This window comes from Variovorax sp. UMC13, assembly GCF_014170375.1.
Taxonomy (GTDB): domain Bacteria; phylum Pseudomonadota; class Gammaproteobacteria; order Burkholderiales; family Burkholderiaceae_C; genus Variovorax.
This window is the reverse complement of sequence record NZ_LZZW01000003.1, coordinates 299,271-312,966: the sequence shown is the minus strand read 5'-3', so window position 1 is coordinate 312,966 and position 13,696 is coordinate 299,271. Positions and strand designations below refer to the sequence as shown.

At 69.0% G+C, this 13,696-nt stretch carries 13 protein-coding genes; 5 read left to right on the top strand and 8 right to left on the bottom strand.

The annotated features are described in order from the left end of the window. The first annotated feature begins 16 nt into the window (after window positions 1-16). Together A9977_RS02190 and A9977_RS02185 are read left to right on the top strand one after the other, a co-directional pair. Entirely contained in the window at window positions 17-697 is a 681-nt protein-coding gene (locus A9977_RS02190; RefSeq protein WP_183023219.1) for a TetR/AcrR family transcriptional regulator, read from the top strand. A gap of 170 nt (window positions 698-867) precedes the next feature. After that, window positions 868-1,377: a DUF1993 family protein gene (locus A9977_RS02185; RefSeq protein ID WP_183023218.1), complete on the top strand. Its 510-nt coding sequence runs from the start codon at window positions 868-870 to the stop codon at window positions 1,375-1,377. A 10-nt stretch (window positions 1,378-1,387) separates the two neighbouring features. Here the strand turns inward: A9977_RS02185 and A9977_RS02180 are convergent, their stop codons facing one another. Beyond that, window positions 1,388-3,451 (bottom strand): pyridoxamine 5'-phosphate oxidase family protein, encoded by a 2,064-nt coding sequence (locus A9977_RS02180; RefSeq protein WP_183023217.1) that lies wholly within the window; start codon window positions 3,449-3,451, stop codon window positions 1,388-1,390. A gap of 33 nt (window positions 3,452-3,484) precedes the next feature. Next, on the bottom strand, window positions 3,485-4,096 hold the full coding sequence (locus A9977_RS02175; RefSeq protein ID WP_183023216.1) for a glutathione S-transferase family protein: 612 nt from the start codon (window positions 4,094-4,096) through the stop codon (window positions 3,485-3,487). Between the two features lie 154 nt (window positions 4,097-4,250). Between A9977_RS02175 and A9977_RS02170 the strand changes: the two genes are divergently transcribed. Both A9977_RS02170 and A9977_RS02165 read left to right on the top strand, forming a co-directional pair. Beyond that, on the top strand, window positions 4,251-5,150 hold the full coding sequence (locus tag A9977_RS02170) for a LysR family transcriptional regulator (RefSeq protein WP_183023215.1): 900 nt from the start codon (window positions 4,251-4,253) through the stop codon (window positions 5,148-5,150). A gap of 105 nt (window positions 5,151-5,255) precedes the next feature. Continuing rightward, entirely contained in the window at window positions 5,256-5,723 is a 468-nt protein-coding gene (locus tag A9977_RS02165; protein ID WP_183023214.1) for a nuclear transport factor 2 family protein, read from the top strand. Window positions 5,724-5,748: 25 nt separating this feature from the next. On the opposite strand, the gene A9977_RS02160 is transcribed toward A9977_RS02165, so the two are convergent. The 4 genes from A9977_RS02160 to A9977_RS02145 all read right to left on the bottom strand — a co-directional run bounded on the left by A9977_RS02160 (window position 5,749) and on the right by A9977_RS02145 (window position 9,795). Then, on the bottom strand, window positions 5,749-6,444 hold the full coding sequence (locus A9977_RS02160) for an SDR family oxidoreductase (RefSeq protein ID WP_183023213.1): 696 nt from the start codon (window positions 6,442-6,444) through the stop codon (window positions 5,749-5,751). 46 nt (window positions 6,445-6,490) lie between these two features. Continuing rightward, window positions 6,491-7,903 (bottom strand): MATE family efflux transporter, encoded by a 1,413-nt coding sequence (locus tag A9977_RS02155; RefSeq protein WP_183023212.1) that lies wholly within the window; start codon window positions 7,901-7,903, stop codon window positions 6,491-6,493. A 21-nt stretch (window positions 7,904-7,924) separates the two neighbouring features. Beyond that, entirely contained in the window at window positions 7,925-9,235 is a 1,311-nt protein-coding gene (locus A9977_RS02150) for an MFS transporter (RefSeq protein WP_183023211.1), read from the bottom strand. Window positions 9,236-9,339: 104 nt separating this feature from the next. After that, window positions 9,340-9,795, bottom strand: coding sequence for a MarR family winged helix-turn-helix transcriptional regulator (locus A9977_RS02145; RefSeq protein ID WP_183023210.1), 456 nt, complete (start codon window positions 9,793-9,795; stop codon window positions 9,340-9,342). Window positions 9,796-9,870: 75 nt separating this feature from the next. Here A9977_RS02145 and A9977_RS02140 point away from each other — a divergent pair, with 75 nt between their 5' ends. After that, complete coding sequence (locus A9977_RS02140) at window positions 9,871-10,416, top strand: PaaI family thioesterase (RefSeq protein ID WP_183023209.1); 546 nt, start codon at window positions 9,871-9,873, stop codon at window positions 10,414-10,416. A gap of 13 nt (window positions 10,417-10,429) precedes the next feature. On the opposite strand, the gene A9977_RS02135 is transcribed toward A9977_RS02140, so the two are convergent. Both A9977_RS02135 and A9977_RS02130 read right to left on the bottom strand, forming a co-directional pair. Then, window positions 10,430-11,872, bottom strand: a complete 1,443-nt coding sequence (locus tag A9977_RS02135) for a sigma-54 dependent transcriptional regulator (protein WP_183023208.1) — start codon at window positions 11,870-11,872, stop codon at window positions 10,430-10,432. Further along, the gene (locus A9977_RS02130) at window positions 11,862-13,577 is read right to left on the bottom strand and encodes an ATP-binding protein (protein WP_220811439.1); all 1,716 of its coding nucleotides are present in this window, start codon (window positions 13,575-13,577) and stop codon (window positions 11,862-11,864) included. Before A9977_RS02130 ends, A9977_RS02135 begins: the two co-directional genes overlap by 11 nt. Window positions 13,578-13,696: the final 119 nt, after the last annotated feature.

Sequence of the window (13,696 nt, the reverse complement as noted above, 5' to 3'; positions counted from 1 at the left end):
GCCACCCTCCGAGTCCATGACAGCCCCCCCTCCCGCCGCCGCCAAAAAACGTCCACGCAACGCGCAGGCAAGCCGCGAGCGCATCATCAAGTTCGCGAGCAAGGAGTTCGCGGCGCGTGGCTACGACGGCGCACGCATCGATGCCATCGTTGCGCGATGCAAGATCAGCAAGAACCTGATCTACCACTACTTCGAAGGCAAGGAAGCCCTGTTCATCGAGGTGATGGAGCAGGCCTACGGTGCCATGCGCGAGCGGCAGAACGAGCTCGCGCTCACGGGTGACGACCCGGTGGCCGACATGCGCGAACTGGTCATGAAGACCACGCAGCATTTCATCGACCAGCCCGACTTCCTGCAGCTGCTGTCGACCGAGAACCTGCACAAGGCTGCGCACATCCGCAAGTCCAAGCTGATCCCGGCGATGTTCAATCCGCTGCGCACCGCCCTGGCCGAGGTGCTGAAGAAGGGCAAGGCCCAGGGCGTGTTCCGCGAGGATGCCGACTGGGTCGATCTCTACGTGTCGATCTCCGGCCTTGGTTCGTACTTCATCACCAACCGCTACACGCTGTCCTATGTGCTGGACGTGGACCTCGGCGCGCCCGAACGCGTGAAAGGCCGGCTGGCGCATGTGGCCGACATGGTGATCAGCTACCTGTGCGACAAGGGAAGCAGCAACGGCGTCCGGCCGGCGCCCTGAGCCGCGGCGTGCGCGGACCGGCAGGCCTCGCCGACGCCGGGCCGTGCCTTACCATGCGCACTCGCCCGCGCGATTCGCCGGGCGCACGCTCTCCCGCAGACCATGCTTGCAGCCCCCACCGGGACGCAAGCGCCATCGGTCTGCGCCCTCCCGAGGAAAAGAACCCACCCATGACCAGCCCCCTCTACAGCGCCAGCATTCCCGTCCTCCAGCAGATGCTGGGCGCCCTCTCCGACGTGCTCGCCAAGGCCGAAGCCCACGTCACGGACAAGAAGATCGAGCCCGCCGCCCTGCTGCAGGCACGCCTGTTCCCCGACATGTTCCCGCTCGTGCGCCAGGTGCAGATCGCCGCGGACTTCGCCAAGGGCATCGGCTCGCGCCTCGCGGGTGCGCCCGTGCCCTCGTGGCCCGACACCGAGACCAGCTTCGCCGACCTGCAGGCGCTGATCGCCAAGGCGAAGGACCATCTGGCGAGCTTCACGCCCGAACAGTTCGCAGCCAGCGAATCGCTGGAGATCGTGCTGCGCCCCGGCACGCCCAAGGAGAAGAAGCTCTCGGCCAGTGCCTACCTGCTGCACTACGGCCTGCCGCAGTTCTTCTTCCATGTGACGACCACCTATGCGATCCTGCGCCACAACGGCGTCGAGGTCGGCAAGCGCGACTACATGGGCGCGTACTGAGCCTTGCCGCTCACAGCGCGAGGTGCAAGGCCTCGCCTGAAGACGCCGCCGGCACCGCGCAGCAGATCAGCGCCGCGCCCTCCGCCACCGCGAAGGATGGCGGCGTGGCGTAGCTGACCGCGCCCTGCAGCACGCGCGTGCTGCAGGTGCCGCAGCTGCCGCCGCGGCAACCGAAGGCCGGCGCCAGGCCGCGCGCCTCGGCCGCTTCCAGCAAGGACCCGTCGCCCGGCTTCCATCGCGCCTCTTTGCCCGAGGTGGCGAAGACCAGGCGCACCGGCTGCGTGGCCGCGGGCGCCGATGCCTGGACGGCACGGGCGTCCGCCTTGCGCTGCAGCGAGGCCGGCCCGAAGGCTTCGGCATGGATGCGCGCATCCGCCACCCCGAGGCCGCGCAGGCCGTCGTAGACCGACTGCATGAACGCCGGTGGGCCGCACACATAGAAGTCGTGGTCGCCGAAGGGCAGCGTGGCCTGGAGCAGTGCCATGTCGATGCGGCCTTCGGCATCGAAGTCCAGGCCCGCCTTCGCGCCCTGCGGCGCGCTCAGCACGCGGACCCAGTGCACGCCGCCCTTGCCGGCCTGCACGAGCGCGGCGATCTCCGCATCGAAGGCACGCTCGCCCACGGTACGCGCCGACTGGAACAGCCAGGTCGGCCGCAAGGTGCGCGTGCGTGCGCCCTCGTGCACCACGTGGCGCAGCATCGCGAGCATCGGCGTGATGCCGACACCCGCGGCCAGCAGCACGGCCGGCCTGCGCTGCGCCGCGTCGAGCGTGAAGCGGCCCGCGGGCGCGCGCACTTCGAGCAGGTCGCCTTCCTTCAGCGCATGCAGGTGCTGCGACACAGGGCCCTCGCGCTTGACGCTGATGCGGTACGCGCCATCGGAGGGCGCGGTCGAGAGCGTGTAGCTGCGCTGCACCGGGGCCTCGGCTTCCGGCAGCACGACGCGCACCGGCAGGTGCTGCCCGGCCTGGTGCGGAACGATCGCGATGCCATCCATCGGTTCGAGATGGAGCGATCGGATCGTCGCGCTCTCGTCCACCGTGCGCGCCACGCGAAACGGCCGCCAGCGTTCGGCCAGTGCCGCGGCCTCGAGGCGCTGCGCGGCCTGCGCCCAGTCGCCGGTCATCGCGAGATGGGGCGACCAGCCGTCGGCTTCGAAGGTCCAGCGCAGCGGCAGCCCCTCGGGCCGGTGCACGACGCGCCGCGGCCGGAAGCGCCACAGGCGCTCGGCCCCTTCGAAGGCCGCGATCTCGGGCGAGTCGAGCACCACCTCGGCGTCGCCGGTCATCTGCAGCATGTCGCCCGTGGCCGAATCGACGAACAGCAGGCCGGCCTTCGGATTGAGCAGCAGGTTGCCCAGCGTCATGAAGAACAGGTTGCCGTTGAAGTCCGGGATGGTGAGCACGCCGTCGTCGCCGATGCGCACGAAGCCGGGCTTGCCGCCGCGATGCGACACGTCGACCTGCCGCGTGCCGTCGTCGCGGTCCACGTACGAGGCCACGTAGAAGGTGTCGGCGGCCGTGATCAGCTGCCGTGCGCGCGCATCGAGGGCATCGAGATGCACGGCCGGTGGCCGGGCCGGCTCCTGCGGATCGCGCACCAGCGAGAAGCGGCGATTCTGGATGTAGCGCGGGCAGTTGCCGAAGCTCTGCGTGACGGCCAGGTCGAAGCCCTCCGCGCCATCGCGCCGCACCGTGCCGTTGAGCCGGTTGCGCCGGCGCGTCAGCAGGTCGACGCCCACCATGCCCACCGCGTGGCCATCGGCTATGCCCGTCTCGGCCGGATCGGCCGCCTCGCGCCGCGAGCGCACCCGCAGCGTGCCGGTGTCGGGCGCCTGCAGGAAACCGGGCTCGCCGGCCCGCATCGTGGCCCAGGCATCGCCCGCGGGGTCGACCGCGCCGATCGCGATGAAGGGCAGCAGTGGATAGAACTCGCGATGCTGGTCGAGCAGGAAGTTCCGCACATAGAGCCGGCCCGGCCGGTCCATGTGTTCGACCACGCCGATGCTCTGCTGGATCGCGAGTTCGCCCGCATGCCAGGGCGAAGCGGGAATCTGCGTGGACGGGGTCGACATGGGCTGGTGCTCCGCGTTCGCTGTGGTGAAGGCTCAGGCCCCGAGCCCCACCGGGGTGCGGCGGAAATCGACGAAGCCCGGCAGCGCCTCGATGCGCGCGAGCCAGCCCCGGACCTGCGGGTAGTCCGAGAGGTCGACGTTGCCCTCGGGTGCGCGGGCGATGTAGCTGTAGAGCGCGACGTCGGCAATGGTCGGCTGCTCGGCGGCGATGAAGGCCTGCGAGGACAGCTGGGCCTCGATCAGCGCCAGCACGCCGTGCGCACGCTGGATCACTTCCTCGGGGCGGAAGTTCGCGCCGAAGACCGTGATGAGCCGCGCCGCGGCCGGACCGTAGGCGATCTGCCCCGCGGCCACGCTGAGCCACTTCTGGATGCGGGCCTCGACGAGGGGCGAGGTGGGCAGCCATTCGGTCTTGCCGAGCTTGCGTGCGAGATAGACCATGATCGCGTTCGAGTCGGTCACGATGGTGCCGGCGTCGTCGAGCGCGGGCACCTGGCCGAAGGGATTGATGCGCAGGTAGTCCGGCGCCTTGTGCGCGCCCTTGGCAAGGTCGACCTCGACCAGTTCGTGCGGCACGCCGATCAGCGACAGGAACAGGCGGGCACGGTGCGAGTGGCCGGACAGCGGGTGGTGGTAGAGCTTCATGGTGGATTTCCTGGTTTCGAGAAAGAACAGACCGGCAAGCACCGGGGCTGGGACCAATGATCATTTTTTCGGGCGCTCTCTAGAATCCCCGTCTGCGGCAAGTCACTCTTCTCGATTCACGAACAACCACGCGCTGCCACAGAGGAACCCGGGTATGGATCGCATACAGGCCATGTCGGCCTTCCTGGCCGTCGTCGATACCGGCGGCTTCGCCTCGGCCGCGCGCAAGCTCAACGTCTCGCCCTCGGTGGTGACGCGCGCCGTCACCGAACTCGAGGAACGCCTGGGCACGCGCCTGCTCACGCGCACCACGCGCTTCGTGCGGCTCACCGAAGCCGGCGGCGGCTATGCAGACGGCTGCCGGCGCCTGCTGGCGGATCTCGAGGACGTCGAGAGTTCGGCCGCGGGCACGCACGCCGCACCGCGCGGGCAATTGACCATCACCTCGCCGGTGAACTTCGGCCGCATGCACGTCGCGCCCGTCGTGCGCCACTACCTCGCGCAATACCCCGAGGTCGACATGCAGTGCTGGTTTCTCGATCGGGTGGTCAACCTGGTCGACGAGGGTGTCGACGTGGCGGTGCGCATCGGCGCCCTGCCCGATTCGTCGCTGCAGGCCACGCGGGTCGGCCGCGTGCGGCAGGTGCACTGCGCCTCGCCCGAGTACCTGGCGCGCCACGGCGTGCCGCAGCGGCCCGAGGACCTGGCCGCGCACGTGATCGTGGCCGCCACCGGCGTGTCGCCCACGCTGGAGTGGCGCTTCCTCGATGGCGACAAGCCGGTGCAGGTGCGCTTCCAGCCGCGCCTGTCGACCAACACCAACGAGTCCGCCGCCGACGCCGCCACCGCGGGCTTCGGTATCACGCGGCTGCCGATCTATCACATCGCGCGGGCGCTGCAGGAGGGCACGCTGAAGCTGGTGCTCGAGGATTTCGAGCGCCCCGCGCTGCCCATCCATGTGGTGCACCGCGAAGGCCGGCATGCCACGCGCAAGGTGCGCGCCTTCATCGACATGGCGGTGGAAACGCTGCGCCAGAACCCGAACCTGCAGTGAGGCCGCGGCGGAGAAAAGTGCATTGCCGATTCCGCAGCACTGCAGCGCGAGGCCCGGTGCTAGCCTTCCAGGCATCGTCACCCATCGATCCACAGGAGCCCCGCCATGGACACGCGCCCACCCCTTCCGCCCTTCACGCACGAGACCGCCGTGCAGAAGGTCCGCCTGGCCGAAGACGGCTGGAACACCCGTGACGCCGCACGCGTCAGCCTGGCCTACACGGAAGACACCGTGTGGCGCAACCGCACCGACTTCCCCGTGGGCCGCGAGGCCGCGCGCGCGTTCCTCGAACAGAAGTGGGCGCGGGAACTCGACTACCGGCTGATCAAGGAGCTCTGGGCCTTTGCCGGCAACCGCATCGCGGTGCGCTACGCCTACGAATCGCATGACGCCTCGGGCCAGTGGTTCCGCAGTTTCGGCAACGAGAACTGGGAGTTCGCGCCCAACGGCCTGATGAAGCGCCGCTTCGCCTGCATCAACGACCTGGCCATCGACGAATCCCAGCGCCTGTTCCACTGGCCGCTGGGCCGCCGGCCCGACGACCATCCAGGGCTGAGCGAACTCGGGCTCTGATGGCGATCGGGACGTTGTCGCGCGCTCAGCCCGCGTAAGCCGGCGTGGCGCTCGACAGGCTGGCCTTGACGCCGCGGCTCACGTCGTCGGCCAGCACCTCGAACAATCCGGCCTCCACGCCTTCGAGCGTGACGCGTGCCACGTCGGCCGGTGCGCTCTTGGGCGCGTCGATGCCGTCGGTCATGTCGGTGTCCATGTAGCCCACGTGCAGGCTGGTCACCTGCGTGCCCTGCTCGCGCAGCTCGTTGCGCAGGCCGTTGCTCAGCGACCAGGCCGCCGCCTTGCTGGTGCTGTAGGTGGCCACGCTCGGGAAGGTGGCCCAGGCCAGCGCCGACAGCACGTTGACGATGGCGCCGCCGCCGTTGGCCTTGAGCACCGGCGCGAAGGCCGCGGCCAGCGCCCAGACGCCGAAGAAGTTGGTCTCGAACTCGGCGCGCGCTTTCTCGACCGAATTGGGCGACAGCAGGTCGGAGCCCAGCGAGATGCCCGCGTTGTTGATCAGCAGCGTCACGTCGCCGCAGTCGCGCGCCGCGGCCGCGACCTGCGCCGCGTCGGTGACGTCGAGCGCGATCGGCACCACGCCCGGGAGCGTGATGCTGGCCGGGTTGCGGGCGGCCGCATAGACCTTGCGTGCGCCGGCGGCCAGCGCGGCCTGTGCGAAGGCCAGGCCCAGGCCGCGGTTGGCGCCGGTGATGAAGACGACGGAATCTTGGAGCTTCATGGATTGCTTTCGGGGTGAGGAAGAAAGGAGGGATGAGGAACCGCGCTCACGCGCCTTGCAGCCGCTGCATCAAGGCGCGCGGCGTGCGCGGCCAGCCCACGCGGCCGAACCAGGCGCCGCCGGCGATGGCCGCGGCCGTGATCACGCCGTAGACCACCAGCGCCACGCCCTGCGCGACGAAGACTTGCGTCAGCTCGCCGCTCCAGCGCAGCGCCAGCCAGCCGCCCAGGCCCGCGACCGCGAGCCGCGCGAGGTTGCCGATCACCGGCCAGTAGAGCCGGCCCGCGCCTTGCGACGCGAAGTACAGCACCAGGCCGACGCCGAAGAAGCCGTAGAACGGCCCCACCGCGCGCAGGTAGTGCGTGCCGGCCTCGAGCATGGCCGGGTCGTTGCCGAACAGCAGCAGCCAGGGGCGCGGGAACAGCGCCGCGGCCAGGCCGATGGTCTCGGTCAGCGCGAAGGCCATGCCCACGCCGATCCAGCTGGCGTGCAGCGCGCGCTCGCGCTGGCCGGCGCCGATGCAGGTGCCGACCATGGCCAGCAGCGGCGCGCCCAATCCGAAGACCAGCGGCACCAGCAGGTACTCGAGCCGCGAAGCGGTGCCGTAGCCCGCGATGGCGCCCGGCCCGAACTGGCCGGCCAAGGCAGTCGCGACGCCGATCGACAGGTTGACGCAGACCGTCGCGATGGCCGAGATCAGGCCCACGCGCAGGATGTCGCGGAACAGCGGCCAGCGCAGCTGCAGGCCGGCGAACGAGAGCTTGAGCAGGCTGCGCTTTGAGCGCATGTAGAGCAGCAGTGCCGCGGTGCCCAGCAGGTAGTACAGCAGCAGCGCCATGGCGCCGCCCGCGATGCCCATGGCCGGCACCGGGCCCCAGCCGAAGATCAGCAGCGGCGACAGCGGGATCAGCACCACCACGCCGGCCACCGTCACGTTGGCGGGCACCGCCATGTTGCCGGTGCCGCGGATCACGGCCGCCAGCGAGTTGAAGAGCCAGACCAGCACCGCGCCCGCGAACACCCAGTGCGAGTAGGTGACGGCCGCTTCCAGCGAGGCGCCACTGCCGCCCATCTCCGCATAGAGCCAGCGGCCGCCGAACAGCAGCACCACGCTGAAGAGCACGCCGAAGCACAGCGCCACCGCGATCGCGTGCAGCACCAGCGCGCGCGCATCGTCCATGCGCTTGGCGCCCAAGGCGCGCGCGATGGCCGAGGCGATGCCGCCGCCCACCGCGCCGGCCGAGGTCATCTGCATCAGCATCACGATCGGGAACACCAGCGCCATGCCGGCCAGCGCGTCGGTGCCGAGCTTGCCGACGAAGTAGGTCTCGATCAGGCCGACCGAGGCCTGCGCCACCATCACCACCACGTTGGGCGCGGCCAGGCGCAGCAGGGTGGGCACGATGGGCGCCTCGAGCAGCAGGCGGGTGCGGGGGTCGAGGTCCGAGGTGGTGGTCATCGCAGTTCCTGGTGCGGGTGTTCAGGCACGCGCGCCGGCCGTGACCGCCGCGCCGGCCTTGGCCGCGGGGCGGCGGATCAGCATCACGATCACCGCGGCCACCAGGCAGGCGGCTCCGGCGGCGTAGAGCGCCGGCGTGTAGGTCAGCAGCAGCGTGCGCGCGAAGCCCGCGCCGTAGGCGGCGGTGGCGGCGCCCAGCTGGTGCGCGGCGAAGATCCAGCCGAACACCAGGCCCACCTTGGCCGGGCCGAAGGCCGCGCCCGCGAGCTTGACGGTCGGCGGCACGGTGGCGATCCAGTCGAGGCCGTAGAACATCGCGAAGATGCCCAGGCCGTAGATGGTGAATTCCGAATGCGGCAGCCAGAACAGCGAGAGCCCGCGCAGGCCGTAGTACCAGAAGAGCAGCTTGCGGTTGTCGTAGCGGTCCGACAGCCAGCCCGAGAGGATGGTGCCGACGAAGTCGAAGGCGCCCATCATCGCGAGCACCGAGGCGGCGGGCACGGCCGCCATGCCGTAGTCGCCGCACAGCGAGATGAAGTGGGTCTGCACCAGGCCGTTGGTGCTCAGGCCGCAGATGAAGAAGGTGCCGGCCAGGATCCAGAAGGTGCGGTTGGTCGAGACTTCCTTGAGCACGCGGAAGGGCGTGGCGAAATTCATCATCGGCGCGGCAACGGCGGGTGCCGCGGGCTGCGTGCCGGGCGTTTCACCATAGGGCAGCAGGCCGATGTCCGAAGGCCGGTTGCGCATCAGGCACAGCGCGAGCACGCCGATCAGGATGCTGCCGATCACGATCGGCACGATGGCCGAACGCCAGCCCCAGTGCTCGATCATCCAGGCCGCGAAGGGCAGGAAGGCCAGCTGGCCAGTGGCCGAGCTGGCGGTGAGCATGCCGATCACCAGGCCGCGGCGCGCCACGAACCAGCGGTTGGCCACCACCGCGCCGAGCACCAGCGCGGTCATGCCGGTGCCCAGGCCCAGCAGCAGGCTCCAGAGCACGAACAGCTGCCACAGCTGCGAGGCCATGGTGACCAGCGCCATGCCCAGGCCGACCAGCGTGAGGCCGGTGCAGATCACCGCGCGCAGGCCGTAGCGCTCCATCAGCACCGCGGCGAAGGGGCCCATCAGGCCGAACAGCGCGAAGCGCAGCGCCAGCGCCGACGAGATCTGCTCGGTGCTCCAGCCGAACTCCTTGGTCAGCGGCTGCAGCATCGCGCCCGGCAGGCCCAGGGCCGCCGACATGGTCAGCATGGTCAGGAAGGTGATGGCGGCGACGATCCATCCGTAGTGGATGCCGCGGCGCTGCAGCCATGCGGAAACTTGGGTGGCGAACATGGGACCTCGGCTGTTGGAATGGAATGTGAGGAGGCGAGAGACGCGTGCCTGCGTGGGCTGGCACACGCGAAGAAAAGTGTGGGAGGTCCTGGGTGGGATGGCGATCAGTCGTCGACGGCCGAGCCGTCGTCGGCGCCGAGCAGCGCCATCGCTTCGTCGATCAGCTGGTGCAGCGCGATCACGCGCTCCACGCCCAGCAGCGTGTTCATCTTCTGCTGGGCCGTCTTCCAGTACTGCTGCGCTTCGCGGCGCTTGGCCTCGCCCGACTCGGTGACCTGCACCAGCTGGCTGCGCGCGTCGGCACCCGCGCTCTGCACGATCCAGCCCGCGGCGATCAGCGGCTGCAGGTTGCGGCTCAGCGTCGAGGCCGTCATCTGGAGTTCGGCCGCCAGGTCGACCGGACGCGAGGGGCCCAGCCGCGCCAGGTTCGACAGCAGCGAGTACTGCGTGGTCTTGAGGCCGCTCTGCGCGACCTCGGCGTCATAGCGCTGCGACAGCCGGCGCGACAGTTGCCGGACCTTGAAGTTGGTGCAGCCGCTCGGCTTGATGGTGGTGCTCATGGGATATTATTGTAGGTGCAACTGTTGCATATGCAACTTACCCTCCATCCCAAAGCCCACAAGGGGAACATAGGCATGACATCACCCGCCCACCAGCTCGAAGCCTGGATCGAAGAAGAACGCCGCATCACCGAGCGCCTCGATGCCGGGCCCGGCCCCGGGGTCGCGGCCCTCGAACAGATCGAGGGCAAGAGCGGCCTCCAGATCATGCAGGCCATGATCGACGGCGAGATTCCCTACGCCGCCATCGCCAAGACGCTCGACTTCACCGTGCTCTCGGTGCAGGCCGGCGTGTCGGTGTTCCAGGGCACGCCGATGGCGCGGCACCTGAACCCGCTGGGCACCGTCCACGGCGGCTGGGTCGCGACGCTGCTCGATTCGGCGCTGGGCTGCGCGGTGCACACCATGCTGCCGGCGGGCCGCAGCTACACCACGGCCGAGCTGGGCGTGAACTACGTGAAGGCGGTCACGCCCAAGGTGCAGCGCGTGCGCGCCGAAGGCCGGGTGATCCACTGCGGCCGCCAGCTGGCCACCGCCGAGGCACGGCTACTCGGGCCCGACGGCACGCTGTACGCGCACGCCACCACCACCTGCCTGGTGTTCGAACTGAAGAGAGCCTAAGGCCCTCGGCGCCTTACTCCACGGCTTCCTGCGGATCTCTTTCCGCGGCGCCTTCGGGGCGCACCCGCGTCGCGGCGAGCGGACCGTCGTCGCGCCTGGTCGAGAGGTTGTATTTCCTCAGCTTGTCGGCCAGCGTGGTCTTGGGCACCTTCAGCGAGCGGGCGCTCAGGGACGCGTTGCCGCTGTGCTTGACCAGCACGCTCTCGATGATCGCTTTTTCGAAGTTCTCGACCATGTCGACCAGGCCGGGATCGTTGTCCAGGTCGGGGTCCGCGTCGGGCTCGCGCCGGGTGATGACGCCGCACGGCACGTTGAGCACCAGGCATTCGGCGATGTTCTTGAGCTCCCGCACATTGCCGGGCCAGTCGTGTGCCAGCAGCTGGTTCTGCTGCGCCTGGCTGATCTCGGGCAGCGGTCGCGCATAGCGGCTCGAGGCCAGCAGCAGGAAGTGGTTGAGCAGGACCGGGATGTCCTCCCGCCGCTCGCGCAAGGGTGCCATCTTGACCGAGGCGATGTTCAGCCGGTAGTACAGGTCGGCCCTGAACGTCCCTTCCTGCGCGGCCTGCAGCAGGTTGATCTTGGTCGCCGCGATGATGCGGACGTCCACATGCAGCTGCTCGTTGGAGCCGATGCGCTCGATCTTGCGGTCCTGGATCACCCGCAGCAGCTTCATCTGCATCGAGATGGACATCGACTCCAGCTCGTCCAGGAACAGGGTGCCGCCGTTCGCGAACTCGATCTTGCCGATGCGTTTTTCCAGCGCGCCCGGCATGGCGCCCGGCTCGTGCCCGAAGAGCTCGCCATCGAGAAGCTGGTCGGACATGGCGCCGCAGTTGATGGCGACGAAGGGCCCCTGGCGGCGGTCGGACTGGGTGTGCAGTGCCTGCGCGACCACTTCCTTGCCGGTGCCCGTTTCACCGGAGATCAGCACGTCGATGGGCGAGGCGGCCAGCTCCGCCGTCAGTGTGCGCACGTTCTTGATGTGTTCGGAGGCGCCGACCAGTTGCCGCTCGAAACCGTGCAGGTCCGCCAGGCTCCGCCGCAGCTTCAACACTTCCAGCGTAAGCCGCCGCTTCTCGAGGGCGCGTCGGGTCACGTCCAGCAGCGTCTCCCTGGAAAAGGGCTTGGTGATGAAATCGTAGGCGCCGTTTCGCATGGCTTCCACGGCCAGCCGGACGTCGCCGTGCCCGGTGATCATCACCACCGGCAGTTCGGCATCGAGCTGGCGGCAGAACTTGATCAGCGCCAGGCCGTCGTCGCCGGGCAGCTTCATGTCGGTGATGACCACGCCGGGAAAGCCGGGCTGCAGCAAGGGGCGGGCCTCCTCCACGCTCGCCACCGCGCGGGAGGGGATGCCGTCGAGGTCCAGCGCCTGCGTGCAGCCCAGGCGCATGTCGGGCTCGTCTTCCACCAGCAGGACCATCAGGTTGCTGCCGGCACATTCATCACGGTTCATACGACGGTATCCTCAAACGAAAGCAGGTGCCGCGACCCTGCGTGGAGACGATTTCGATCGTGCCGCCGAACTCGGTCAGGATGTCGCGCGAAATGACCAGGCCCAGGCCGAGGCCCGCGCCACTTTCCTTGGTGGTGAAAAAAGGTTCGAACAAGCGGGCGCGCGTGGCTTCGTCCATGCCCGCGCCGTTGTCCGAAACACTGATGCGGGTCATGCGGGCATCGCATGGCCCATCGCCGCCCTGCTCGGCCTCGACCGTGATGACCCGCGGCGAATCCTGCGCTTCGAGCGCATCCAGCGAATTGCTCAGCAGGTTGATCAGCACCTGCTCGAGCCGGTTCTGTTCGCAGCGAACGAAGAACTGGCCCTTCGCGACCGGGTTGCGGATCTCGACCTGGAGCGCGCGGATCCTGCTGCTCAGGAGAAAGAGCGCGTCGCCCAGCGATTTGCTCAGGTCGACCTTCTGGAAGACAGGCTCGGACTTGCGGGCGAAGTTCTTCAGCGGCTGGATGATCCCGCCCATCTGGTCGACCAGGCGGCCGAGGATCTTCAGGTTCTGGATCGCGCTGTCGGATTTTCCGCGCAGCAGGAATTCCTCGGCATTGCCGGCAATGGTGCGCATCGCGCCCAGCGGCTGGGTGAGCTCGTGGGTGATGCCGGCCGAGAGCTGCCCCAGCACCGCCATCTTGCCCGCCTGCACCAGCTCGCTCTGCGCGGCCCGCAAGGACTGCTCGGCCACGTTGCGCTCGTGCACCTCGCGGCGCAACTGGTCGTTGATGGTGCTGAGGTCGTGCGTACGCTCCGCGACCTTGATCTCGAGGGCCACGTTCGACTGCTCCAGCATCCGCCGCACCAGCCGGCGCTGCTTGGCGATGCGCCGCCACTGGACCGCGGCCAGCGCCAGCAGCAGCAGCAAGGTGGCGGCGCCGCCGCCGGTGAGCGCGGCCATCCTCGCGGTGCGGTGCACCTGCTTCAGGTCGAGCACGATGCTGACGCGCCAGTCCATGCCGTCGAGCGGACGGATCAGCGTCATCTTCTGGCCGTCGGTCCGGACGTCGCCATCGGCGCCGATGTTCAGGAAATCCTGGACCGGCAGGATCTCCAGGTCGGAATAGGCCCGGGTGAGCTGCAGGTTCACGCGCTGCTCCACGGACAGCGGCGAGAGCGCGCGGTAGCGCCATTCGGGCCGCGACGCGAGGATCACCACCTGGTTGGCGTCCGCGATCAACGCGGGCGAACCGACCAGGTCCCAGAGCTGGTCGACCGGGTGCAGCCCGATCTTGATCACCGCCACGCCCACCACCACCGCGCCGTCCCGCACCGGGTACGAGACGAAGTAGCCGGCGCCGCCGCCGTCGATGCCGATGGAGAAATGCTTGCCCACACGGCCGGCGAGCGAATCGAGGAAATACGGCCGGAAGGAGACGTCGGTGCCCAGCAGGCTGTCGTCCTGCGCGGAGGTGTTGCTCGAAGCCACCACCACGCCCCGCACGTTGAGGGTGAAGGCCGCCAGCCCGCCCACATGGGCATTGAGGCGCCGGAGATAGTCGTTCACCGCGCGGGTGGTGCGCAGCGTGCCGGGCGTGCGCAGGATCTCCAGCACGTCCGGATGCAACTGGATGGTGGCCGGAATGTTTTCGAGCGGCTTGGCAACGCCCTCCACCGCCGATGCAAAAAGATCGAGCCGGTGGTTGGCTTCGGTCATGAGCTGTCGAATACCGCTTTCTTTTCCCCGCTGATAGGAAAACATCGCGGCGGCGGCGATCAGCACCAGCGCCACGACGCCGATGGCGGCCTTGAGAATATTGGCAATTGCCGGACCCC